The sequence below is a fragment of the Sinorhizobium saheli genome (genome assembly GCF_001651875.1).
In the GTDB taxonomy this organism is placed as follows: domain Bacteria; phylum Pseudomonadota; class Alphaproteobacteria; order Rhizobiales; family Rhizobiaceae; genus Sinorhizobium; species Sinorhizobium saheli.
In genome coordinates, this window is record NZ_LNQB01000073.1 from 648,605 (window position 1) to 669,759 (window position 21,155).

Genomic DNA, 21,155 nt, shown 5'->3' on the forward strand with positions numbered 1-21,155 from the left:
ACGGATTTATCGATTTCTGTGATGTTTTCGCGGGCACGGGAAGCGTGCCCGCGATAAACAGCGCAAGGTCGTTCAAGCGCGCTGCTTCAAGAGATCGCGAATTTCCGACAGGAGCTGAATGTCCTCGGGCGGCGGCGCGGCCGGTGCCGGTGGCTTTTCCCTCTCGAGCGATGTGCGCGCGCGATTCACCAGCTTGATCAACAGGAAGATGATCCAGGCGAGAATCAGGAAGTTGATCAGTACCGTGATGAAGTTGCCGTAGGCGAGGACGGCGCCTTGCTCGCGAGCCGCGGCAAGCGTCGGAGCCGTCACGTTCGCCGACAGCGGCAGGAAATAGTTGGAGAAGTCGAAGCCGCCGCCGGTGATGGCCCCGACGACCGGCATTACCAGGTCGTTGACGACCGAATCGACGATCTTGCCAAAGGCGGCGCCGATGATCACGCCGACGGCGAGGTCCATCACGTTGCCGCGCGCGATAAACTCTTTGAATTCGTTCAGCATGCCTCTCTCCGTGAAGTCCAGTCGAGAATGATCGCCCGCAGTTTCGATGCGGCAACCGGTGGTAGGAATTTAAACCAAAGCCGGGCGCTATGGAACCACTCTTTGCCTTTGCTCAAGCCGCGCTCGGCCGATCGCCCTCATGATTCGTGCACGCAAAACCGGTCGGCGGAGAGATGGCTCGGTCTTGGACTTAAGACTGATACTACAGGCAATTTCCAAGCAAATGGACTTGCCCTATGCTGCCCGTGGAGGAGTGAGGCATGCTTTCGGGTTCGGTTATTTTTGCCTCTGCCTTCGCCTATCTGCTGCTGCTCTTCGCAGTCGCAAGCTATGGCGACCGGCGAGCGAGACGAGACAGGATTGCCGAGAAGGGCAGGCCGCTCGTCTATGCGCTGAGCCTTGCGATCTACTGCACCTCCTGGACCTATTTCGGCGGCGTCGGGCTTGCGGCGGAGCGCGGGCTCGAATTCACGGGCATCTATATCGGTCCGATCCTGATGTTCACGCTCGGCATGCCGCTCATCCGCCGCATCGTCCGGCTCGCCAAGACCGAGAAGCTCACCTCCGTCGCCGACTTCGTGGCGGCGCGCTACGGCAAGAACCCGGCGGTCGCGGCGATCGTCGCGCTGATCTCGCTGGTCGGCGCCGTCCCCTATATCGCGCTTCAGTTGAAGGCGGTCTCGAGCTCGGTCGCCACGATGATCAACACCAGCGACTACGGCATAGGCGCAGGTGAGAACTTCATGGACCTGCCGCTCCTGGTCACGCTGTTCCTCGCCTGTTTCGCGATCGTTTTCGGCACGCGCCACACCGATGCGACGGAGCACCAGGACGGCCTGATCCTCGCGATCGCGATGGAGTCGGTCGTCAAGCTGCTGGCGATGGTGACCGTCGGCGTCTACATCATCTTCGCGCTGTCCGGCGGTCCCGCCAATCTGTGGGCCGAGGCCCGTGAGAGCCCCACCGTGCTTGCCGCGCTCCAATACGAGACGCCGGTCGCGCGCTGGATCCTGCTGATCGGCCTGTCCGCCGTGGGGATCATCATGCTTCCGCGGCAGTTCCACGTCACCGTCGTCGAAAACCGGACGGACAACGAACTGCGCACCGCCGGCATTCTCTTCCCGCTCTACCTGATCGCGATCAATCTTTTCGTCCTGCCGATCGCAATGGCCGGCATCCTGACATTCTCCGGCTCCGGCAACGCCGATCTCTACCTCCTGACCCTGCCGCTCGCGGGCGACGTGCCGGTCATCACGCTGATCACCTTCATCGGCGGCTTCTCGGCGGCGACGGCCATGGTCATCGTCGCTTCCGTCGCACTTTCGATCATGGTCTCCAACGACATCGTCATGCCCGTGTTCCTGCGCCGCCGGCTCGGCAGGCGCGGTTCGCTCCAGGAGGACATGGCCGGGACGCTGCTGAATATCCGCCGCACGGCCATCTTCGCCGTCCTGCTGCTCGGCTACGGCTATTATCGCGCCGCCGACATCAGCGCGGGGCTCGCCTCGCTCGGCCTGCTCTCCTTCGCCGCGATCGCGCAGATGGCGCCGGCGCTGCTCGGCGGCCTCGTCTGGCGGCAGGCGAACGCCCGCGGCGCGATCGCCGGAATGGTCAGCGGCTTTCTCGTCTGGGCCTATGTCCTGTTCCTGCCGAGCCTCGGCGGGCCGGACAACTCCCACATCGCCTCGACCGTCCTGAGCTTCATCTTCCCGTTCACCGATCTCTTCTCGGGCCCGCAATCCGACCCGCTCGTCAACGCGACGGCCCTCAGCATGCTCGTCAATGTGGCGGCCTATGTGCTGGGCTCGCTGACGCGCGCGCCAAAGCCGCTCGAGCGCTTCCAGGCCGGCGTCTTCATCACGCGCCGCTCGCGCACGGAGCGGACCTTCCGCGGCCGCAAGACCAAGGTGACGGTGCGCGACCTCAAGACGACGATCGCCCGCTACATGGGCGAGGAGCGTATGCAGCGCTCGTTCCACACCTATGAGCGGCAAAGCGGCCGCTGGCTCGACGACAACGCCTCCGCCGACATGGCGCTCGTCCATTTCTCCGAGCAGTTGCTGGGCAGCGCGATCGGCTCCTCGTCGGCCCGGCTCGTCCTTTCACTGGTGCTGCAGCGCATGGACGACGCCTCGTCGGACACGGCCTGGCTGCTCGACCAGGCGAGCGAGGCGCTCCAATACAATCAGGACATGCTGCAGACGGCGCTCTCGCAGATGGACCAGGGCATCGCCGTCTTCGACAACGCCAACAACCTGATCATCTGGAACCGCCGCTTCCGCGAGCTTCTCGACCTGCCGGAGGCTGCCGGCCAGGTCGGCTTTCCGCTGGCCGACATCGTCGCGATGCTCGCCCGGCGCGGCGACATCGGCAAGGACGAGGAAAAGGCGCTGGTCGCCAACTTCCTGACGCTCGACAAGCCCTTCCTGCTCGAGCTTTCGGGCGGCGCCCGCATCATCGAAGTCAGGACCAACGCGATGCCCGACAAGGGCATCGTCACGACCTATACCGACATCACGCAACGCGTGGCCGCCGACATGGCGCTCAAACAGGCGAACGAGACGCTGGAGCTGCGCGTCGCCGAGCGGACGGGAGAACTCACCCGCGTCAACCGGGAACTCGCCGAGGCGCGGGCCGCCGCCGAGGAAGCCAATATCGGCAAGACCCGCTTCTTCGCGGCCGCCGGACACGACATCCTGCAGCCCTTGAACGCGGCGCGGCTCTATTCCTCCTCGCTCGTCGAGCGCCTCGGCGATTCCGACAACAGCGCGTTGGTCCAGAACATCGACTCCTCGCTCGAATCGGTCGAAGCCATCCTCGGCGCAGTGCTCGACATCTCGCGGCTCGACACCGGCGCGATGAAGCCGCGGCTGCAATCCGTGGCCCTCAACGAACTCCTCAGGCGCATCGAGACGGATTTCGCGCCGATGGCGCGGGCGAAGAACATCGAGCTCATCGTCATGCCCACTTCGCTCATCGTGCGCAGCGATCCGAACCTTTTAAGGCGCGTCGTCCAGAACCTGGTGTCGAACGCCATCAAATACACGCTCGAAGGAAAGGTGCTCGTCGGCGCACGCCGGCACGGGCAGGCGGCGACGATCGAGGTGCTCGATTCCGGCATCGGCATTCCCTCCTCGAAATTCCGGACGGTCTTCAAGGAATTCGCACGGCTCGACGAGGGCGCGCGCACGGCTTCGGGGCTCGGGCTCGGCCTCTCCATCGTCGACCGCATCTCCCGCGTGCTCAATCACCCCGTGAGCCTGCAATCGAAGCCGGGCAAGGGCACGGGCTTCAAGGTCGCCGTGCCGCTCGACGCGAGCGCCGGCGAACGGGTGAAGCCGCAGCCGCCGGCAGCAACGAAGGCGAGTGACGCGCTGACCGGCCTCAACGTCGTCTGTATCGACAACGAACCGAAGATCCTCGAAGGCATGGCGGTGCTGCTCGGCGGCTGGGGCTGCGCCGTCACGACGGGCGAATCGCTTGCGGCCTCATCGGACATGGGGCCGGAGAAACTGGAGACCCGCCCCGATGCGATCGTCGCCGACTACCACCTAGGCGACGGCACCGGCATAGAGGCGATCGCCTCCATCCGCGCGCTCTGGAAGGAAAGCATTCCGGCCCTGATGGTGACCGCCGACCGCTCGCCGGAGGTCCGCGCCGCCGCCGAGCGCGACGGCATCTCGCTGCAGCACAAGCCGGTGCGCCCGGCGGCAATGCGTGCCTGGCTGACGCAGCTTGCCGCGGCGGCACGGGCGGCGGCGGAGTAGGGCGCGGAAGGCCCCCCTCATCCGCCTGCCGGCACCTTCTCCCCGCAGGCGGGGCGAAGGGGACTCGCGGCACCGCATCGAACCTTCTCGGCATTCGGGGGGTGCGGGTAGGTCGCGGCAAAATCCCTTCTCCCCGTCAGGACGGGGAGAAGGTGCCGGCAGGCGGATGAGGGGCGAAAAAAGCCTATGACGGAGGCGCCGCCTCAGGCAGCAACCGATCCGAGCTTGGAAAGCTGGATGACCGCCTGGGTGCGGCTGTCGACGTTGAGCTTCAGGAGGATTGCCGAGACATGCGCCTTGATGGTCGCCTCAGAGACGCCGAGCTCATAGGCGATCTGCTTGTTGAGCAGGCCCTCGGCGAGCATCGAGAGCACGCGCGACTGCTGCGGCGTCAGCGTCTGCAGCCGGTGCATGAGGTCGGCGATCTCGGGCTCGTAAGGCTGGCCCTGGTCGTAGCTGGCCGGGACGAAGACCTCGCCGGCCATGACCTTGCCGATCGCCTCACGGATTTCGTCGATGCCGGCGGACTTGGACAGGAAGCCGGCCGCGCCGAGGTCGAGCGCGCGATGGACGGTCTCATGGTCGTCATGGGCGGAGACGATCATGATCGGCAGGCTCGGGAATTCGGCGCGCAGCGCGATCAGGCCGGAAAGGCCGCTGACCCCGGGCATGGTCAGGTCTAGCAGCATCAGGTCGGCATCGGGGTTTTCGGCGGCGGCGTTGCGCACGGCGGCGAAATCCCCGGCCTCGACGATGGCCGGCGTGCCGGGCGTGCCGCTCAGTGCCTGGCGCATCGCACCACGGAAAAGCGGATGGTCGTCCGCGATGATGATGGTCATTTCCGGCATGGTGACGCCCCCTCCCAAGAGCCTCAATCTGCGATCCCGCAGTGCCGCCTTGTCGGGATCACTGCAATATTTCCAATCGCTGCACGATTTCAGCGCCAAATCAATCCAGATCAAGGACTCATGCAGCCGCGCGCCCGCGAGCTCGCGATCATGGTGCGCCGATCCCGTCAGGTCTTCTGCGGCACTCCGCCCTGGTCGGCGGGGTCGTTCCCATAGAGCTCGAGCTCCTTCGCGATCTCCATGAACTTGCGCATCATTTTTTCCATGATGCCCATGGCGCGGTCAATCTCCTCGTCGTCGGGAAGATCGGGTTTGCGAGCGGTTTCACCGCTTTCCACCGCCCTCTCCAGGGCTTCGACGCGTTTCGTCAGCAGGTCGAGCTCCCGCTCGAAGGCTGCGCGCTCGTCCGCGGCCATCCGGCAGACGAGTTCTCCATTGTTCTCCCGGCAGAGCGAGACCTCGCCCGTCTCGGTGTCGAGGCGGGCCAGTCCCGTCTCCGATTTCTGCATGCTGTAGCGGCCGGGCGATACCTCTTCGGCATGGACCGGCACCATCAGCCCGAGTCCCAGGCCGACCGCGAGCGCTGCGATTGTCTGCCTCATGACATTCTCTCCTTTGATGGCTCACGGAAATCCGCTTCGATCTTACGCTCCGCGGTGGACATGCGCCAATATTTGCGGCAAGGCCAAGGCTCGGTTTCTCGAGACGGACGGGCGAAAGCGGACTGGGCACAAGATGAACGCTACCATTTACAAGATCGTCCCCGCACTTTTGTGGCAGGAGGCGCGGCGCACCGGGCAATTCGCAGGCGCGCCCGTCGACCTCACCGACGGCTTCATTCACTTTTCGACCCGGGAACAGGTGGTCGAGACGGCGGCGCGCCACTTCGAGGGACAGGAAGACCTGCTCCTCGTCGCGGTGGACGGAAAAGCGCTGGGCGACAGGCTCGTCTACGAACCCTCCCGCGCCGGTGCGCTGTTTCCGCATCTCTACGCGCCCCTGACGCTCGATGCGGTCCTGTGGGAGAAGCCATTGCCGCTCGGCGCCGACGGTCGGCATGTCTTTCCCGAGCTTCAGCCATGACCGGCCCCCTCGCATTTCTCGCGCGCCGCGGCCTCTTCCTCCTCGATCCGGAGACCGCGCATGGCCTCTCGATCAAGGCGCTGAAGAGCGGGCTGGTGCCGGCTTGCGCCGCGCCGGCCGATCCGCGGCTCGAGCAGACGATCGCCGGCCTCACCTTCCCCAATCCGGTCGGCATGGCCGCGGGCTACGACAAGAATGCCGAGGTGCCGGAGGCGCTTCTGCGGATCGGCTTCGGCTTCACCGAGGTCGGCACGGTGACGCCGCGCCCCCAGCCGGGCAACGACAAGCCGCGGATTTTCCGGCTCGTCGAGGACGAGGCGGTGATCAACCGCCTCGGCTTCAACAATGAGGGGCACGGAGCCGCGCTGGCGCGGCTCAAGGCCTGCTCGCGCCAGGCGCTCATCGGCGTCAATATCGGCGCCAACAAGGACAGCTCCGACCGCATCGCCGACTATGTGGCGGGGATCCGCACCTTCTATCCCGTCGCCCGCTATTTCACCGCCAACATCTCCTCGCCCAACACGCCGGGCCTGCGCGACCTGCAGGCGCGCGAAAGCCTGGCGGCGCTGCTTACCGCCGTCCTTGCCGCCCGCGACGAGGAGGCCGGCAAGAGCGGACGGCGCGTCCCGATCTTCCTCAAGATCGCCCCGGACCTGACCGAGGAAGGCATGGACGACATCGCCGCCGAAGTGCTGGCGCATGATCTCGACGGGCTGATCGTCTCCAATACGACGCTCTCGCGCGAGGGGCTCGGGGACCGGCGGCAGGCGGGCGAGGCCGGCGGGCTTTCCGGCAAGCCGCTTTTCGAGAAGTCGACGGCGGTGCTCGCGCGGATGCGCAAGCGCGTCGGCCCGGCCCTGCCGATCATCGGCGTCGGCGGCGTGAGCTCGGCGGAGACCGCGGCGGAGAAGATCCGCGCCGGCGCCGATCTGGTGCAGCTCTATTCCTGCATGGTCTACGAGGGGCCGGGCCTGCCGGCCCGGATCGTGCGCGGTCTTTCGGCGCTCTGCGACCGCGAAAAGCTCGGCTCCATCCGCGACATCCGCGATAGCCGGCTCGACTACTGGGCGGGGCGGAACGCCTGAGCCGCCCGGCGCGGCACCAGGATCAACAGGAAGAGCCCGCGCATCAGCAGGAACAGGTTGAGCCCGGCCCAGAGCCCGTGATTGCCGAAGAGCGGCACCAGAACGGCCAGCGCAGCGACGTAGCCGAGGAAGGCCAAGAGCATCATGTTGCGCATGTCGCGCGACCAGGTGGCGCCGATGAAGACGCCGTCCATCAGGAAGGCGAGCGCGCCGGTGAGCGCGGTCAACGCAGCCCAGGGCATGTAGTCATAGGCGAGCGCGCGCACGTCCGGCGCCGTCGTGAGCATGTCGATGATCGCATTGCCGAAGGCAAGGAAGGCGGCCGTCGTCAGCAGGGCGAGCCCCAGCGCCCAAGCGGCCGTCATCCGCAGCGCCCGGTCGAAGGCCGGGCGCCAGCCGGCGCCGATCGATCGTCCCGTCAGTTGCTCGGCCGCATTGGCAAGGCCGTCGAGGTAGTAGCCGGCCACCAGGAAGATGGTCATCAGCACGGCATTGGCCGCAAGCGTCACCGGACCGAGCGCGGTGCCGATCCGCGTCATGAGTGTGAAGGCGCCGAGGAGCACGAAGGAGCGGATCATGATGTCGCGGTTGAGGCCGAAGAGTGCCTTCAGCCGGTCGCGCGCAAGAACCGTCGCCCAGCCGGGGGCCTCCTTCTTGTCGAAGCGGCCGTAGACGATCGCAAAACCGGCGAGCGCCCCGATCGCCTCGCCCGCCACGGTGCCGATCGCGACGCCGGCGACGCCCCAGCCGAGGACGAGCCCGAGCAGGATCGAAAGGACGATGTTCGTCCCGTTGATCAGCGTCTGCAGCAGGAGGCCGATGGCGCCCTCGCCGCGGCCGAGGACGAAGCCGAGGATCGCGTAATTGGCGAGAGCGGCCGGACCGGACAGGATGCGATAGAGGAAATAGGTGCGCGTCACCGCCGCGACCTCCGCATCCGGTCCCATCAGCGAGAGCCCGATCGCCAGCAGAAGCGGCGACAGGAGGACGAGGCCAACGCCGGAGGCGAGCGCGATCGTGAGCGAGCGCCAGAAGACCGCCTGCTGCTCACGCCGGTCCCCGCGGCCATAGGCCTGGGCGACGAGGCCGGTGGTGGCGGCGCGCAGGAAATTGAAGGTGGTGAAGATGAGGTCGAACATCACCGCGCCGATCGCGAGACCGGCGATGAGCTCGGCGCGGCCGAGCCTGCCGACCACGGCCGTATCGACAAGGCCGAGCAGCGGCGTCGTCAGGAATCCGAGCGTCATCGGCAAGGCGATCGAGAAGATCAGCCGATTGGTGACGTGAAACGGACCCGCGTCGCGGGCGTCCCTGTCGCATTCGAGGTTTTGCATGGCGGTCGTCATCACGGTCCCTGCGCAGCTTCCGCAAGGAGACCTTGGGAATCAGCTCAACTGCAAAGCACCATGGCCCAATAGGGGCGGTTTCCGGAAGCGGAATTCTGCGCCACGGCGACGCCGAGCCCGCGATAGGTGCCGAGCATGTTTTCGAGGTGCTTCGGCGAATGGAACCAGGCCTCGTAGGCCGCTTCGGCATCGTCCTGGCCCATGGCGATGTTCTCCGCCGCCGGAAGGGTGACGCCCTGTCCCTTCATCCGGTCGCGGAAACTGTCGCGCCAGCCGATCGTGTGCTGCATCTTGCCGGCACGCGCCATGCGGGCGGCCTGATGCATGGCGGCGACCGAGGCGACGGGATCGCCGACCAGGGTCGAAAGCCCCCTGCCCTGGCGCAGCCGGTTGACGTAACCGAGCGTCGCCTCGGTCTGGTCGCTGCCTTTGCCGTCATCCGGGGCAAGGATGTTGGCGGTCGTACAGCCGGTGATCACGCCGAGGGAAACCACGGCACCGGCACGCAGGAGAAGCCGCCTGCGGGCGAAAAAGACCGGATGCTGCATGCTTATCGCCGATAGCTCAAGAGACGAAGGATGAGGAAGACGGGAATGACCACGGCGGCGCCAAGCAACAGGTAGTCGCCGACGCGCCCGAGCGCCGCAAAGCCCTTGTGCCAGATGTCGAGCAGGAAATTGCGGATGGCGTAAAGGATATCGGCCGGATACCAGTCGAAGACGGTCATGACGAAGCCGACCAGGATCGAAACCACGACCAGCTTGACGAGCACGCGGAGCGGCGAATCACCGAGGAATTTGTTTATTCCGTCCGACATTTTGTTCCGTTCGATTCATTTCGTTCGAGGGGCGGCCTGCCTGCCTTCACATAAGCCGCCGTTCCCAAGCCCGCAAGACGTGACGCAAGGGAGGCCCGCCCGTTCCTCAGATTCCCCTTGTATTTTGCCTTGCCCGGCGTCAGATGCGTCAACCGCAACCAAGCCGTCAAGCCGATGTCCCTCAACCAGCTCTCCTCCGGCGACCTGATCGCCGACCGCCGTGCCGACTACGCCAAAATGCTCGCCGAATCCGGCGATAGCCTGGGCGCGGCCGAGTTGATGGCCCAGGCGCTGGAACTCGCGCCCGGCTGGGCCGCCGGCTGGTTCCGGCTGGCGGACTATGAGGAGAAATCGGGCCGAAAAGAGGCGGCGGTCGCCGCGCTCCGCGCGACGCTCCGCCTCCACCCGGACGACATCTTCGGCGCCAGCCTCAAGCTCGCCCTGCTCGGCGCCGAAGAGACGCCGGAGCAGCCGCCGAGCACCTATGTCGAGCGTCTTTTCGACGACTATGCGGATCGTTTCGACCATGCGCTCGTCGAGAAGCTCGACTACAGCGTCCCGGAAAAGCTCGCGGGGCTAATCGAGCGGGCGAGCGGCGGACGGCATTTCCGCCACGTGACCGATCTCGGCTGCGGCACCGGGCTCTTCGGCGAGCGCATCCGCGGCCGTGCGGACTTCCTCGAGGGCTTCGATCTCTCGGCCAACATGCTCGCCAGGGCGGAAGCAAAGGCGACCTACGACCGGCTCGGCCAGGCGGACCTGTCGCTGGCGCCGGAAAGCTCGGGCGTGCTCGGGGATTTGCCGGCCGAGCGAGCCGACCTCGTCAGCGCCGCGGACGTGCTGATGTACCTCGGCAATCTCGAAAGCGCCTTCGTGATCGCGGAGCGCCTGCTCGCTCCCGCCGGGCTCTTCGCCTTTTCCGTCGAAGACGCGGCAACGGACGAGGGCTTTGTGCTCCGCCCGTCGCTGCGCTACGCGCACTCCGAGCGCTATGTCGCTTCCCTGCTGGCCGACCGCGGCCTTTCGATGCTGGCGCTAGAGCGCACCGTCATCCGCATGGACGCGGGCGAACCCGTCGCCGGCATCCTGTTCCTCGCCGGCAAGCCTGGGTAGAGCGAAGCGGCTGGTCTATGTCGGGAAAAATAGGTCAGCATGGCTTACATATTTTTCTTGATTATTTTTGTGCATTGCAGCAATGCTTGCGCCATCACGAGGGTTTCGGCATGGCACAGGCAAGCAGCGTTTTCGGTCTCTGGAACACGAGCCCGACCCGGCACACCCCGACGGAGGATGTCCAGGGGATCTTTTCCGGCAGCCTCGTCGCTGCGCTCGGCCTCTACTTCCTGGCGAGCGCCGGGCTCCTCACCGGAAGCACGGCCGGCATCGCCTTCCTCCTGCATTACGCGACGGGGGTGAATTTCGGCCTCGCCTTCTTCCTTCTCAACCTGCCCTTCTTCTATCTGTCGCTGAAGCGGCTCGGCCCGGCCTTCACGCTCAAGACATTCATCGCCATCGCGCTCACATCGTTCCTGACCGATGCGCAATCGCGCCTCTTCGAGATCGAGCAAATCCATCCCGGCTGGGCCGCCCTGCTCGGCGGCCTCCTGCTCGGCTACGGGCTGCTCGCGCTCTACCGCCACCGCGCCAGCCTCGGCGGCGTCGGTATCCTCGGCATCTACCTGCAGGAGCGCTTCGGCATTCGCGCCGGCCTCGTGCAGCTCGCGATCGACATAGCCGTGCTCGCCGTCGCCTTCTCGGTCACCACGCCGCCGGTCGTCATGTGGTCCGTGCTCGGCGCGGTCGTCCTCAACCTCTTCGTGGCGATCAACCACCGCGCCGACCGGTATATCGCGCTTTGATACGCTAAAGTGAGCGCCCCCTCATCCGGCCTGCCGGCCACCTTCTCCCCGCAAGCGGGGCGAAGGGGCTCGCGGCACGGGGAGAGGGCTAGGGTGAGGGGCGGTCGCGCGCACGCCGCATAGCGGGCTTCTCTTTTGCCCGGTTTGATCTACCTTTGTTCCCCGTGAACAGGATCGATTCCCCATCGCCGGAAAGCGACGCGCTGACGTTGCCGGCGCCCTTTCTCCGGTGGTTTGCCGAAAAGGGCTGGCGGCCGCGCGCCCATCAGCTCGAATTGCTGTCCCGGGCGGAGGCGGGGGAAAGCACGCTGCTGATCGCGCCGACCGGCGCGGGCAAGACGCTTGCCGGCTTCCTGCCCTCGCTCGTCGACGTGACGCGGCGCGACAGGATGCCGCCAAGCTCCCCCTTCGTCGGCATCCATACGCTCTATATTTCGCCGCTGAAGGCGCTGGCCGTCGACATCGAGCGCAACCTGATGAAGCCGGTCGGCGAGATGGGGCTGCCGGTCCGGATCGAGAACCGCACCGGCGATACGCCGCAGGGCAAGAGGCTGCGCCAGAAGCTCAACCCGCCGGACCTCTTGCTCACCACGCCGGAGCAGCTGGCGCTGCTTCTCTCCGATGGCGAGGCGACGCGCTTCTTCAAGGATCTGCGCTACGTGGTGCTCGACGAGCTGCACTCGCTGGTGACGTCGAAGCGCGGGCATCTCCTGTCGCTGGGGCTCGCGCGCTTGCGCCGGCTGGCGCCTCGCCTCCAGACGATCGGCCTTTCGGCGACGGTTGCCGAGCCGATGGAACTGCAGCGCTGGCTCGCGGCCCAGGCCCCGGATCGGCAGAACCATGCCGGACTGATCACCGTTTCCGGCGGGGCGAAGCCGGAGATCTCGATTCTCAACACGGAGAACCACGTGCCCTGGGCCGGGCACTCGGCCCGCTACGCCATCCCGGACATCTATGCGGCGATCAAGCAGCACGGCACGACGCTGCTCTTCGTCAACACGCGCAGCCAGGCGGAAATGCTCTTCCAGGAGCTCTGGACGATCAATGACGACAGCCTGCCGATCGCGCTGCATCACGGCTCGCTCGACGTCGCGCAGCGCCGCAAGGTAGAGGCGGCGATGGCGGAGAACCGGCTGCGCGCCGTCGTCGCCACCTCGACGCTCGATCTCGGCATCGACTGGGGCGACGTCGACCTGGTGGTCCATGTCGGCGCGCCGAAGGGGGCGAGCCGTCTCGCCCAGCGCATCGGCCGCGCCAACCACCGGATGGACGAGCCGAGCCGCGCCATCCTCGTGCCCGCCAACCGCTTCGAGGTGATGGAATGCCAGGCGGCGCTCGATGCCAACTATATCGGCGCGCAGGATACGCCGCCGGTCGGCAAAGGCGCGCTCGACGTGCTCGCCCAGCATGTGCTCGGCATGGCCTGCGCCAGGCCTTTCGACGCGCTCGAGCTTTACGAAGAGATCACCAGCGCCTCCCCCTATGCCGATCTTTCCTGGGAGACGTTCGAGCGCGTCGTCGACCTCGTCGCCACGGGCGGCTATGCGCTCAGGACCTATGAGCGCTACGCCCGCATCCGCAAGACGAAGGACGGTTTGTGGCGCGTCTCCAACCCTTTCGTTGCCCAGCAATACCGGTTGAATGTCGGCACGATCGTGGAATCGCCGATGCTGAACGTGCGCATGGTGAAGCGCAACCAGCGCGGCTCGCTCGGCCGCGGCGGCATATCGCTCGGCAAGGTGGAGGAATCTTTCCTCGAAATGCTGTCGCCGGGCGACACCTTCGTCTTTTCCGGCAAGGTCGTGCGCTTCGAGGGCATCCGCGAAAACGAGTGCCTCGTCTCGCAGGCCTTTTCCTTCGATCCGAAGGTGCCGAGCTATGCCGGCGGCAAGTTCCCGCTCTCCACCTATCTCGCCGGGCAGGTGAGGGAGATGCTCGCCGATCCGGCGCGCCGCGCCGGCCTGCCCGACCAGGTGCGCGACTGGCTGGCGCTGCAGCGGGACGTGTCGATGCTGCCCGGCGAGAACGAACTCCTGGTCGAGACCTTCCCGCGCGGCAGCCGTCACTACATGGTGATCTACGCCTTCGAGGGCCGGCTCGCGCACCAGACGCTCGGCATGCTTCTCACCCGCAGGCTCGACCGCGCCGGGCTGAAGCCGCTCGGCTTCGTCGCAACGGACTATTCGCTAGGCATCTGGGCCCTCGACGACATGGGCGCCGCCTTCGAGGCACGGGCGCCGTCGCTCGGCCAGCTCTTCGACAAGGACATGCTCGGCGACGACCTGGAGGCCTGGCTGAACGAATCCTTCCTTTTGAAGCGCACCTTCCGCAATTGCGCGGTGATCGCCGGGCTGATCGACCAGCGTCACCCGGGCAAGGAGAAGACCGGGCGGCAGGTCACCGTTTCCGCCGACCTCATTTACGACGTATTGCGGATGCACGAGCCCGATCACATCCTGCTCGAGGCGACGCGCAACGACGCCGCCACGGGTCTTTTGGACATCGGCCGCCTCGGCTCTATGCTCAAGCGAATCAAGGGGCACATTACCCATCGCCGGCTCGACCGCATCTCGCCGCTCGCCGTACCGGTCATGCTGGAGATCGGCAAGGAAACGGTGCATGGCGAAGCGCACGACTTCCTGCTGACGGAAGCGGCAGCCGATGAACTGATCAACGAGGCGATGGGCGGCGCTCACGGTGCGGACGGATAGGAGAGCGATGTGAATAATGTGCGTGACCCCCTCCCCAGCGCTTCCCCACAAGGGGGAGGGGCTCCACAGCGGCACCGTCTTGCCCCTTTCGACCGCTCCGAGAGGGCTTCGTGCCCAACTGGATCACGTACGGAAGCGTCGGAGTAACCATGCACCGGCTCCTTCACGCGACGTCCGGCCCCGCCGCCAACACGTTCCTGCAGGCCGCGACATCGGTCAACGGCGTCGCGGCGGTCTGCGATCCGCTGGGCGGGCTCTTTCTGCCGGAGAGCCGCACGCTGGTCGTGTCCGACCTGCACCTCGAAAAGGGCTCCGCCTTCGCCCGGCGGGGGATGATGCTTCCGCCCTATGACACGCTGGCGACGCTGCGCATCCTGGAGGCGGTCGTCGCCCGCCACGATCCGGCGACGGTGGTCAGCCTCGGCGACAATTTCCATGACCGGAAGGGATCGGCTGCAATGCCGGAGATCTTCCGCCAGATGATTGCAGCGATGGCCCGCGGCCGCGACTGGATCTGGATCAACGGCAATCACGACCCCGACGGCGCCGTGGGACTGCCCGGCGCCTCCATGGACGAGCTTCGCCACGCCGGCCTCGTCTTCCGCCATGAGCCATCACTGGTCGATGGCCTCGGCGAGATCGCCGGCCACCTGCATCCCTCCGCGACGGTCAGGCGCCGGGAAAGATGCGTCCGGCGCGCCTGCTTCGCGACGGACGGCAGGCGCCTGCTGATGCCCGCCTTCGGCGTGACGACCGGCGGTCTCGATCTCCGGCACCGCGCCATGAGCGGCCTTTTCGAGCGCGAGCGGCTGGTCGCCCATATGCTCGGGCGCGACCGGATCTATTCGGTTCGCTTCGCCAACCTCCTGGGTTAGAGCGGGTGCACTCACATGCGTTCCCGCCACCGCATCTGTGTGAAGTCAGGTGATTCCACCTGGCTGCAAAACTCTAGAAAGCGTTGAAGGTCAGCGTCGTCAGCGAACGGGAAATGCCCGGGACGCTCGCAATGTTGTCGTTGATGAACTTGCCGATGTCCTGGCCCTCCTCGACATAGATCTTCAGAAGCAGATCGTAGTCGCCGCTCGTCGAATACATCTCCGAGACGATCTCCTTGCGGTAAATCTCGTCGGCCACATCATAGGTCTTGCCGGGAGCGCACTGCAGTTGCACGAATATCGGTTTCATGAGGCTTCCTCTGCTTGCCGGGAGCGCCCGGCTCAGGGGCGGCGTCCCAAACGTTCCGCATCGCTGCACCGGTCGCGGGCTGACAGCGGGCGTGGCGATGCCTATCGCTTCTCCTTAAACCGCAACCGCGCAAAAGGAAACGCGGCAGAGCGGCCTATTCCTTGCGGAAGAGCAGGCTCGCGCCCCAGCCGGTGATCACCGCAAGCGTCACCGCGAAGAGGCCGTAGATCAGCGGCTGATCATGCGCAGCGCGGGTGATCGCCTGCTCCAGGCCGGTCTTCACCACCCGAAGCGGCAGGGCCTTGGCTGCGACGAAGAGACCGTCGCGGAAAAGGTAGGCGCGCACGACATGCACGCCGTTCGGAACGTTGGCCGGCAGGCGCACGGAGGCCTTGAAGAGGCTCGAGCTGATGAACTGCACGCCGCCCGGATCGCGCTGGAAGACACCGCTCGTCTCGCGGATGCGGCGGAAGGCGTTGCGGAACTCGCCGAGCGAGCTGCCGTCGCCGACGAAGCCCAGGGGCACCAGGCGGATGTGATCGATGCCGATGCCCATGTTGGCGACGTCGCGCGGCGGGGCGATCGTCTCGATGTCGCGCGTGCTCGACAGCGAGTAGGATTCGGGCACCAGTTCGAAGGTCATCGAGTTCGTATTGACCCAGATGCCGAAGACGCGCTCCTTCTTGCGCACCGTCGCGTTGTCCTTCGGGCCTTCGAGCGCGACGATGATGTTGTACTTGCCCTGCGCCAAAAGGCTGGCGTCGAAGCCGTCGATGGCGCCGAAGATCGTCAGGTCGGCGCCGCGGAAATCGGAGGTGATCGATATCTCGTCCGTCGAGATGCCGATCTCGAGCTTCTCGGCGAAGTTCGTCACCGGCCGCTCCAGGGACTGCGCCAGGGCCGGCGCGGCGAAGGCAAGCAAAGCAAGAAGAGTGAGCGCCGAACGGAGCATCAGAAGGCGAGCCCCGTTGAAACGACCGAATAGATATCCTTCGGCGGAATGACGAGTTCGATCGCCAGCCTTATGCCGACGGCAAGGACCAGCAGCGCCAGAAGCGCCCGGAGCTGCTCGCCGCGCAGCCGCTGGCCGACGCGCACGCCGTATTGCGCGCCGATGACGCCGGCGATCATCAGGACGAAGGCGAGCACGATGTCGACCGTATAGTTCGTCGAGGCCTGGACGATCACCGTATAGGCGGAGACGAAGACGATCTGGAACAGCGAGGTGCCGACGACGACGCTGGTCGGGATGCGCAGCAGGTAGATCATCGCCGGCACCATGATGAAGCCGCCGCCGACGCCCATCACCGATGTCAGGATGCCGATGCAGAAACCGAGCGTGGCGACCGGGATGACGCTCAGATAGATCTTCGACTTCTTGAAGCGCATCTTGAGCGGCAGGCCATGGATCCAGATGTGCTGGCCGGGCCGGCGCAGCGGCGTCGGCTGGTTCTTCGCCGCCTTGCGCATGGCGCCGATGCTCTCCCACAGCATCAGCCCGCCGACCGAGCCGAGCAGCACGACGTAGAGCAGCGAGATCACCAGGTCCAGTTGGCCCATCCGGCGCAGGATCGAGAACAGCCAGACGCCGACGCTCGCCCCGACGAGGCCGCCGCATAGGAGGACCGTGCCGAGCTTGACGTCGATGGTGCCGCGGCGGAAGTGTGTGATCGCGCCGGAGATCGACGAGGCGACGACCTGGTTGGCGCCGGTCGCCACGGCGACGACCGGGGGAATGTTGTAGAAGATCAGGAGCGGCGTGATCAGGAAACCGCCGCCGACGCCGAACATGCCGGACAGGAAACCGACGGCTGCGCCCATGCCGAGGATGATCAGGATGTTCACCGATAGCTCTGCAATGGGCAGATAGACCGTCACGGCCGAACCTCGATATGCCAGCGGCCCGCAATGCGGGCGAAATTTGCTCCTTCACAAGTCCTAACCGGAAACGATTGAGGAATTGTGCATTGTTTCAAATCATCCGCACCCCTCACGCGCCCCGAAAGGCGCGCGACGCGATCCTGCGAAGTGGTAGGATATATTGCTGGACCGCCCGACCCGGACAGGGAAGGGCGACATTTCCTCTCATGCGCCCGTGAGCCGGGACTGTCAACCTTCTCAGGCACATGCCCAGCGCGCAAGTTCAGGACGCGCCAAAGCGCGTCGCATTTCGCCCGGACTTAAGCGAACTCCTCAGGAATTGCGCTTCAAGAGTTCCCGGACCAGTTCGTCGGTAATCCGACCGGTCGGTTCCTGGCCGACCGATTTCTGGAAGGCCTTTATGGCGGCGACCGTCTTCTTGCCGATCTGGCCATCCGGCGTGCCGGCATCGAAGCCGTTGTTGTTGAGGATGGCCTGGATGTTGCGCACCGCCTTCGCCATGTCGATCGTCGCCGTCTTGGTCGGCGCACCGACCCAGGCGTCCGGCACCTCCACCTTGTTCGCCTTGACGTCGACGGCCTCAGCCTTCCAGGCGTCGGCCTTGGCCTTGGCGCTCGAAAGCTCGGCGGGTTTCAGTGCCTTGGCGATCTCGTCGCGCTTCTCGGCCGCGTCCTTGTCGCCGTCGCGAGCGGCAATCGCGAACCATTTGTAGGACTCTTCGAGGTTCTGCGTGACGCCGTTGCCGCGCGCGTAAAGTACGGCGAGATTGAACTGGCTGTCGCGCACGCCCAGATTGGCGGCCTTTTCAAACCATTTGGCGGCTTCGGCGAAATCCGCGTCGCCGTCGCGGCCGCTTGCCAGCATGACCGCGAGGTTATGGATGGCGCTGGCGTTGCCGGCGGCGGCGGCCTCAAGGTAAAGCGCCTTGGCCCTGGCCGCGTCGCGAGCAACACCCGCGCCCTTCTCATAGACGTTGGCAAGCCGGTACTGGGCCGGCACGACGCCGGCATCGGCGGCGCGCTGATACCACTTGACCGCCTCCGCCAGATCCTCCTTGACGCCGCGCCCCTCGGTGAAGCGGCTGCCGATCTCGTAGAAGGCGAGCGGATCGCCCCCCTTTGCCGCCGTGACCAGCGCCGGCGGACCGAAGCCGTCCGGCAGGGCAATCTCGCCCTGCCCGGCCGGCTCGAAGGTCGCGGCCCCGGCGGCATCCTTGGACGGCTCGAATGTCGATACGGCGGCGACCTCGGTCGTTCCGGCCGCCGGCTGCAGCAGGGGCGCGTTGCCGGCGGCAGCGGCAGTTTCGCCCTTGTCGGCCGCGGCCGCGGGCGGCTCGATCGCGGGCGCAGGCGATTCGGCTTTCCCGATCGGCGGCGCGGTCTTCCCAGCCTCGGCCGTTTCGGTAGCGAGGGGAGCCGTTTCCGCGATGCGGTTATCGGCGGCCTTCGGCGGGGCGACGTCCGCGTCCGCCTTGCGCTCGATCGTCGCTGCCGGCGGGAGGCTCGGTGCCTCCTTGCCCTTCAGCATCGTGTTGACGAGCGGGTAGGACATGATGGCGAGCAGCACGGCGCCGACGGCGATCAGGATCGGCCGGCGGTGGCGGGCAAGGGCGCCGCCGAGCGCGGAGGGAGCCTTGCGCTCCTTGACGCGGTTCAGCGTATCGGATTCCTCGACGGCCAGTTGCGCCGCGCGACGTGCCGCCGCAATGAAGTCCGCCTTGTCGCCCTCGGGAGCCTGCTGGCCGCCGCGGGCCATCTGCCCCGCGCGGACGCGCTCGAGGATCTTTCTCACGTCCGGGACGCCCGAGCCCGGTTCCAGGAGCTGGTTGGCATCCTCGGGAGCGAGCATTTCCGACGGATCGATCGACGGGGTCGGCTCGATCATCTGCCGCGCCTCGACGGAAGCCGTCTCGCCGCGCTTGCCGGTGAACCGCCGGGTCAGGCCCGCGAGCAGGCTCGTCCTGGCCCCGCGCGCCTCCGCCCTGATTTCTCCCGCTTCAACGGTGGAACCGCCGGCAGGGGCGCTCGCCTCGACGGCGGCCGGAGCCTCCACGGCAGCGACCATCGCCGCGTCTTCCGCCGGCAAGGGCACTTCACGCTCGCCGCGATCATCCCGCGCCGTGCTCGCAAGGCCGGCGGAGAATTCGGGCTGCGCCGCCTTCGGCATCGGCACGCTGGTCTGGGCTTCGCGAAGCGCGGCGGGCCCGCGCTCTTCGAGCCGCTCCAGCTTCTCGGCGATGTGGACGAGCGTTTCATGCAGCGCCTCGAAGGTCCGCGCCGTCCTTTCATCGCTCGAGCGGCTGAGCTCCTCGAGCGTCCTGAGGTCCTCGGCAAGCGCCGAGATCGCCGCCATGTCGCCACCCGCGGACATTTGCGGCGCGGCATTCCTGTTATAGGCTTCCATCACCGCTTCGGCGGCCTGGCGGGCGGCTTCGATGATATATTCGTCGCTGGTCGCCAGGTAGTCTTCGAGCGCATTCATGCGGCTTTCGAACTCCGCCGGCGCCTCGCCCGGTTCGGAACGCGGCTGGCTGATCAGCGTCGAGAGATTGCTGATCTGCGCTTCGAGGTTGCTCAGCGCCTGGCGATCGTCGAAGGGCGCGACCTGCGCCTCCTCCAGGCGCTGGGCGATATCGGCCAGCCGGTCTTCGAGGCGGTCGAAGCGCGGGTCGGCCGCAGACGGCTCGGCGTTGAAGGCGAGGTCGTCAATGCGACGGGCGAGGTCGTCGAGCCGGACCGCGAGCGAATCGTTGACGCTGTCCTGGCCCAGGGCCTCGATCTTCCGGGAAATATCGGCGAGATGGTCGAGGAGGTCCGGCAGCATGTCCTGCTGGCTGCGTTCCAGTAGTGCGGAAAGCTGATCGAGACGCGCTTCGAGCCGGTCCGCGGCCTTCTCGCCGGCAAGATCCTCCATCCGCGCCGCCAGCGCCTCGATCCGCGCGCCGAGGCCGGAGTCAGCGGGATGGGCGAGACCGTCGATCTGGCGCGACAGGTCCCCGAGCCTCGTCTCGAGTCGATTGATGAAGGAGGTGTCGAGGCCGGCCGCAGAGCGGCTGCCGGCGGCGATCGCCCGGCTGATCTCGTCGAGCCGCGCGTCGAAATCGGCGAACTGCGCGGCGAGGCGCCTGTCGTCCGGCTGCATCTGGCGACCGAGCATCTCGATCGCCTGGGCGACCGCGACCAGCTTGTTCTCCAAGGCGTCGATCGACGAATCCCTGTTCAGGCCGTTGATCTGCGACTTGATCTCGTCGAGCCTGTAGGCGAGCGCCACCAGTTCGTCGTCGCGATTCTGGTCGAAGGCGTTCAGCCGGTCCTCGACGCCGCTCCAGCGGTTTTCCATGCGGCGCATGCTGTCCTCGCGTGCGAGCCCGTCGAGGGTCGCCCGGAGATCGTCGAACTCCCTCCTTAGCGCGTCGGCCTCCGCCGCCGGCGCCTGCCGGCCGATCTCCTTGATGCCGATAGCCAGGCGCTCGATCTCACCGCGCACATCCGCGGCGAAGCGGCGGTCCTCGGCCGCCTCCGCCTTGATGCCGCGAATCTCCGTCCGCAGCGCATGCATCTCGCGCGACAGCCCGTCGCCGATGTCGCGCTTCAGATCCTGCCGCAGCCCGACCAACGCCGCCGCAATATCGTTCGGCGCCGAGGAGCGTGCCGCCGGCGCGGACGCATAAGCGGACTGGTGCCGGCTCTCGTCCGCGAGGCGGTTCGAGGCGGGGCGATCGGGCTCGCGCGACGCGATCCGTTCGCGCAAGGCGGGCCGCTCCCGGCCGGCGCTCAAGGCGCGCTGGCGCTCGAGGATTTCGGAGACCGCATCGCCCGGGCCCGGACGCGGCCGCTCGGGCTGGCGCGGCTCGCGGCTGACGCTGCTCATCAGGCCCTCGATGCGCGCCTCGAGCCCCTCGATGGTGCGGTTCAGGGCATCGAGCGACGGCCTGTCGCCATAGGACCGGTTGCCTGCGCGCTGAGAAGTGGATCGCGATCCGTTCATTGTCTCTTCGCCCCTGTCTTCCTTCGCCCCTGTCTTCGACCATCATCGAAGCCGCCCTGAAGGAATCCGTCTTCCTCGCTGCCGG

Annotated in this window: 17 protein-coding genes; 7 read left to right on the plus strand and 10 right to left on the minus strand. The window is 66.5% G+C overall.

Going from position 1 to position 21,155, the window contains the following annotated elements:
• Nucleotides 1-72 precede the first annotated feature (72 nt).
• Nucleotides 73-501 (minus strand): large conductance mechanosensitive channel protein MscL, encoded by a 429-nt coding sequence (gene mscL, locus ATB98_RS16470; protein ID WP_066875529.1) that lies wholly within the window; start codon nucleotides 499-501, stop codon nucleotides 73-75.
• Between the two features lie 260 nt (nucleotides 502-761).
• Between mscL and ATB98_RS16475 the strand changes: the two genes are divergently transcribed.
• Nucleotides 762-4,268: a PAS domain-containing hybrid sensor histidine kinase/response regulator gene (locus ATB98_RS16475; RefSeq protein WP_066875531.1), complete on the plus strand. Its 3,507-nt coding sequence runs from the start codon at nucleotides 762-764 to the stop codon at nucleotides 4,266-4,268.
• 203 nt (nucleotides 4,269-4,471) lie between these two features.
• Here the strand turns inward: ATB98_RS16475 and ATB98_RS16480 are convergent, their stop codons facing one another.
• Nucleotides 4,472-5,116 carry a response regulator gene (locus tag ATB98_RS16480; RefSeq protein ID WP_066875533.1) on the minus strand — a complete coding sequence of 215 codons (645 nt, stop codon included), beginning with the start codon at nucleotides 5,114-5,116 and terminating at the stop codon, nucleotides 4,472-4,474.
• A 167-nt stretch (nucleotides 5,117-5,283) separates the two neighbouring features.
• On the minus strand, nucleotides 5,284-5,718 hold the full coding sequence (locus ATB98_RS16485; protein ID WP_066875535.1) for a hypothetical protein: 435 nt from the start codon (nucleotides 5,716-5,718) through the stop codon (nucleotides 5,284-5,286).
• Nucleotides 5,719-5,851: 133 nt separating this feature from the next.
• On the opposite strand from ATB98_RS16485, the gene ATB98_RS16490 reads away from it, so the two are divergent.
• The gene (locus ATB98_RS16490; RefSeq protein WP_066875536.1) at nucleotides 5,852-6,199 is read left to right on the plus strand and encodes a DUF952 domain-containing protein; all 348 of its coding nucleotides are present in this window, start codon (nucleotides 5,852-5,854) and stop codon (nucleotides 6,197-6,199) included.
• Nucleotides 6,196-7,284 carry a quinone-dependent dihydroorotate dehydrogenase gene (locus tag ATB98_RS16495; RefSeq protein WP_066875537.1) on the plus strand — a complete coding sequence of 363 codons (1,089 nt, stop codon included), beginning with the start codon at nucleotides 6,196-6,198 and terminating at the stop codon, nucleotides 7,282-7,284. Before ATB98_RS16490 ends, ATB98_RS16495 begins: the two co-directional genes overlap by 4 nt.
• Here ATB98_RS16495 and ATB98_RS16500 read toward each other — a convergent pair.
• Genes ATB98_RS16500 through ATB98_RS16510 form a run of 3 tightly spaced genes read right to left on the minus strand, consistent with a single transcriptional unit; the run spans nucleotide 7,260 to nucleotide 9,447 of the window.
• Nucleotides 7,260-8,630, minus strand: a complete 1,371-nt coding sequence (locus ATB98_RS16500) for an MATE family efflux transporter (protein WP_066875538.1) — start codon at nucleotides 8,628-8,630, stop codon at nucleotides 7,260-7,262. The genes ATB98_RS16495 and ATB98_RS16500 overlap by 25 nt on opposite strands.
• Nucleotides 8,631-8,674: 44 nt before the next feature.
• Entirely contained in the window at nucleotides 8,675-9,178 is a 504-nt protein-coding gene (locus ATB98_RS16505) for a CAP domain-containing protein (protein WP_066875539.1), read from the minus strand.
• Nucleotides 9,179-9,180: 2 nt separating this feature from the next.
• Complete coding sequence (locus tag ATB98_RS16510; RefSeq protein WP_066875540.1) at nucleotides 9,181-9,447, minus strand: DUF6460 domain-containing protein; 267 nt, start codon at nucleotides 9,445-9,447, stop codon at nucleotides 9,181-9,183.
• Nucleotides 9,448-9,621: 174 nt separating this feature from the next.
• On the opposite strand from ATB98_RS16510, the gene ATB98_RS16515 reads away from it, so the two are divergent.
• The 4 genes from ATB98_RS16515 (at nucleotide 9,622) to pdeM (ending at nucleotide 14,892) form a co-directional block, all read left to right on the plus strand.
• Entirely contained in the window at nucleotides 9,622-10,560 is a 939-nt protein-coding gene (locus tag ATB98_RS16515) for a class I SAM-dependent DNA methyltransferase (RefSeq protein ID WP_066875606.1), read from the plus strand.
• A gap of 110 nt (nucleotides 10,561-10,670) precedes the next feature.
• Nucleotides 10,671-11,306 (plus strand): YitT family protein, encoded by a 636-nt coding sequence (locus ATB98_RS16520; RefSeq protein ID WP_066875541.1) that lies wholly within the window; start codon nucleotides 10,671-10,673, stop codon nucleotides 11,304-11,306.
• 155 nt (nucleotides 11,307-11,461) lie between these two features.
• The gene (locus tag ATB98_RS16525) at nucleotides 11,462-14,017 is read left to right on the plus strand and encodes a ligase-associated DNA damage response DEXH box helicase (protein ID WP_066875542.1); all 2,556 of its coding nucleotides are present in this window, start codon (nucleotides 11,462-11,464) and stop codon (nucleotides 14,015-14,017) included.
• A gap of 149 nt (nucleotides 14,018-14,166) precedes the next feature.
• The gene (pdeM, locus tag ATB98_RS16530) at nucleotides 14,167-14,892 is read left to right on the plus strand and encodes a ligase-associated DNA damage response endonuclease PdeM (protein WP_066875543.1); all 726 of its coding nucleotides are present in this window, start codon (nucleotides 14,167-14,169) and stop codon (nucleotides 14,890-14,892) included.
• A gap of 73 nt (nucleotides 14,893-14,965) precedes the next feature.
• Here the strand turns inward: pdeM and ATB98_RS16535 are convergent, their stop codons facing one another.
• From ATB98_RS16535 to ATB98_RS16550, 4 genes are all read right to left on the minus strand, one after another.
• On the minus strand, nucleotides 14,966-15,202 hold the full coding sequence (locus tag ATB98_RS16535) for an Lrp/AsnC ligand binding domain-containing protein (RefSeq protein ID WP_027999378.1): 237 nt from the start codon (nucleotides 15,200-15,202) through the stop codon (nucleotides 14,966-14,968).
• Between the two features lie 154 nt (nucleotides 15,203-15,356).
• The gene (locus ATB98_RS16540) at nucleotides 15,357-16,154 is read right to left on the minus strand and encodes a TIGR02186 family protein (RefSeq protein WP_066875544.1); all 798 of its coding nucleotides are present in this window, start codon (nucleotides 16,152-16,154) and stop codon (nucleotides 15,357-15,359) included.
• A complete protein-coding gene (locus ATB98_RS16545; RefSeq protein WP_066875545.1) occupies nucleotides 16,154-17,080 on the minus strand; it encodes a sulfite exporter TauE/SafE family protein in 927 nt (308 codons plus the stop codon). The genes ATB98_RS16540 and ATB98_RS16545 overlap by 1 nt, the downstream gene beginning before the upstream one ends.
• A 315-nt stretch (nucleotides 17,081-17,395) precedes the next feature.
• On the minus strand, nucleotides 17,396-21,070 hold the full coding sequence (locus ATB98_RS16550) for a peptidoglycan-binding protein (protein ID WP_066875546.1): 3,675 nt from the start codon (nucleotides 21,068-21,070) through the stop codon (nucleotides 17,396-17,398).
• Nucleotides 21,071-21,155 lie beyond the last annotated feature (85 nt).

Excerpts from the sequence above, each read along its gene's own strand:
- ATB98_RS16535 (WP_027999378.1), bottom strand. The coding sequence starts at position 15,202 with ATGAAACCGATATTCGTGCAACTGCAGTGCGCTCCCGGCAAGACCTAT.
- ATB98_RS16505 (WP_066875539.1), bottom strand. The coding sequence starts at position 9,178 with ATGCAGCATCCGGTCTTTTTCGCCCGCAGGCGGCTTCTCCTGCGTGCC.
- ATB98_RS16485 (WP_066875535.1), bottom strand. The coding sequence starts at position 5,718 with ATGAGGCAGACAATCGCAGCGCTCGCGGTCGGCCTGGGACTCGGGCTG.
- ATB98_RS16540 (WP_066875544.1), bottom strand. The coding sequence starts at position 16,154 with ATGCTCCGTTCGGCGCTCACTCTTCTTGCTTTGCTTGCCTTCGCCGCG.
- ATB98_RS16550 (WP_066875546.1), bottom strand. The coding sequence starts at position 21,070 with ATGAACGGATCGCGATCCACTTCTCAGCGCGCAGGCAACCGGTCCTAT.
- ATB98_RS16500 (WP_066875538.1), bottom strand. The coding sequence starts at position 8,630 with ATGACGACCGCCATGCAAAACCTCGAATGCGACAGGGACGCCCGCGAC.
- ATB98_RS16490 (WP_066875536.1), top strand. The coding sequence starts at position 5,852 with ATGAACGCTACCATTTACAAGATCGTCCCCGCACTTTTGTGGCAGGAG.
- ATB98_RS16520 (WP_066875541.1), top strand. The coding sequence starts at position 10,671 with ATGGCACAGGCAAGCAGCGTTTTCGGTCTCTGGAACACGAGCCCGACC.
- ATB98_RS16475 (WP_066875531.1), top strand. The coding sequence starts at position 762 with ATGCTTTCGGGTTCGGTTATTTTTGCCTCTGCCTTCGCCTATCTGCTG.
- ATB98_RS16495 (WP_066875537.1), top strand. The coding sequence starts at position 6,196 with ATGACCGGCCCCCTCGCATTTCTCGCGCGCCGCGGCCTCTTCCTCCTC.
- pdeM (WP_066875543.1), top strand. The coding sequence starts at position 14,167 with ATGCACCGGCTCCTTCACGCGACGTCCGGCCCCGCCGCCAACACGTTC.
- ATB98_RS16510 (WP_066875540.1), bottom strand. The coding sequence starts at position 9,447 with ATGTCGGACGGAATAAACAAATTCCTCGGTGATTCGCCGCTCCGCGTG.
- ATB98_RS16515 (WP_066875606.1), top strand. The coding sequence starts at position 9,622 with ATGTCCCTCAACCAGCTCTCCTCCGGCGACCTGATCGCCGACCGCCGT.
- ATB98_RS16480 (WP_066875533.1), bottom strand. The coding sequence starts at position 5,116 with ATGCCGGAAATGACCATCATCATCGCGGACGACCATCCGCTTTTCCGT.
- mscL (WP_066875529.1), bottom strand. The coding sequence starts at position 501 with ATGCTGAACGAATTCAAAGAGTTTATCGCGCGCGGCAACGTGATGGAC.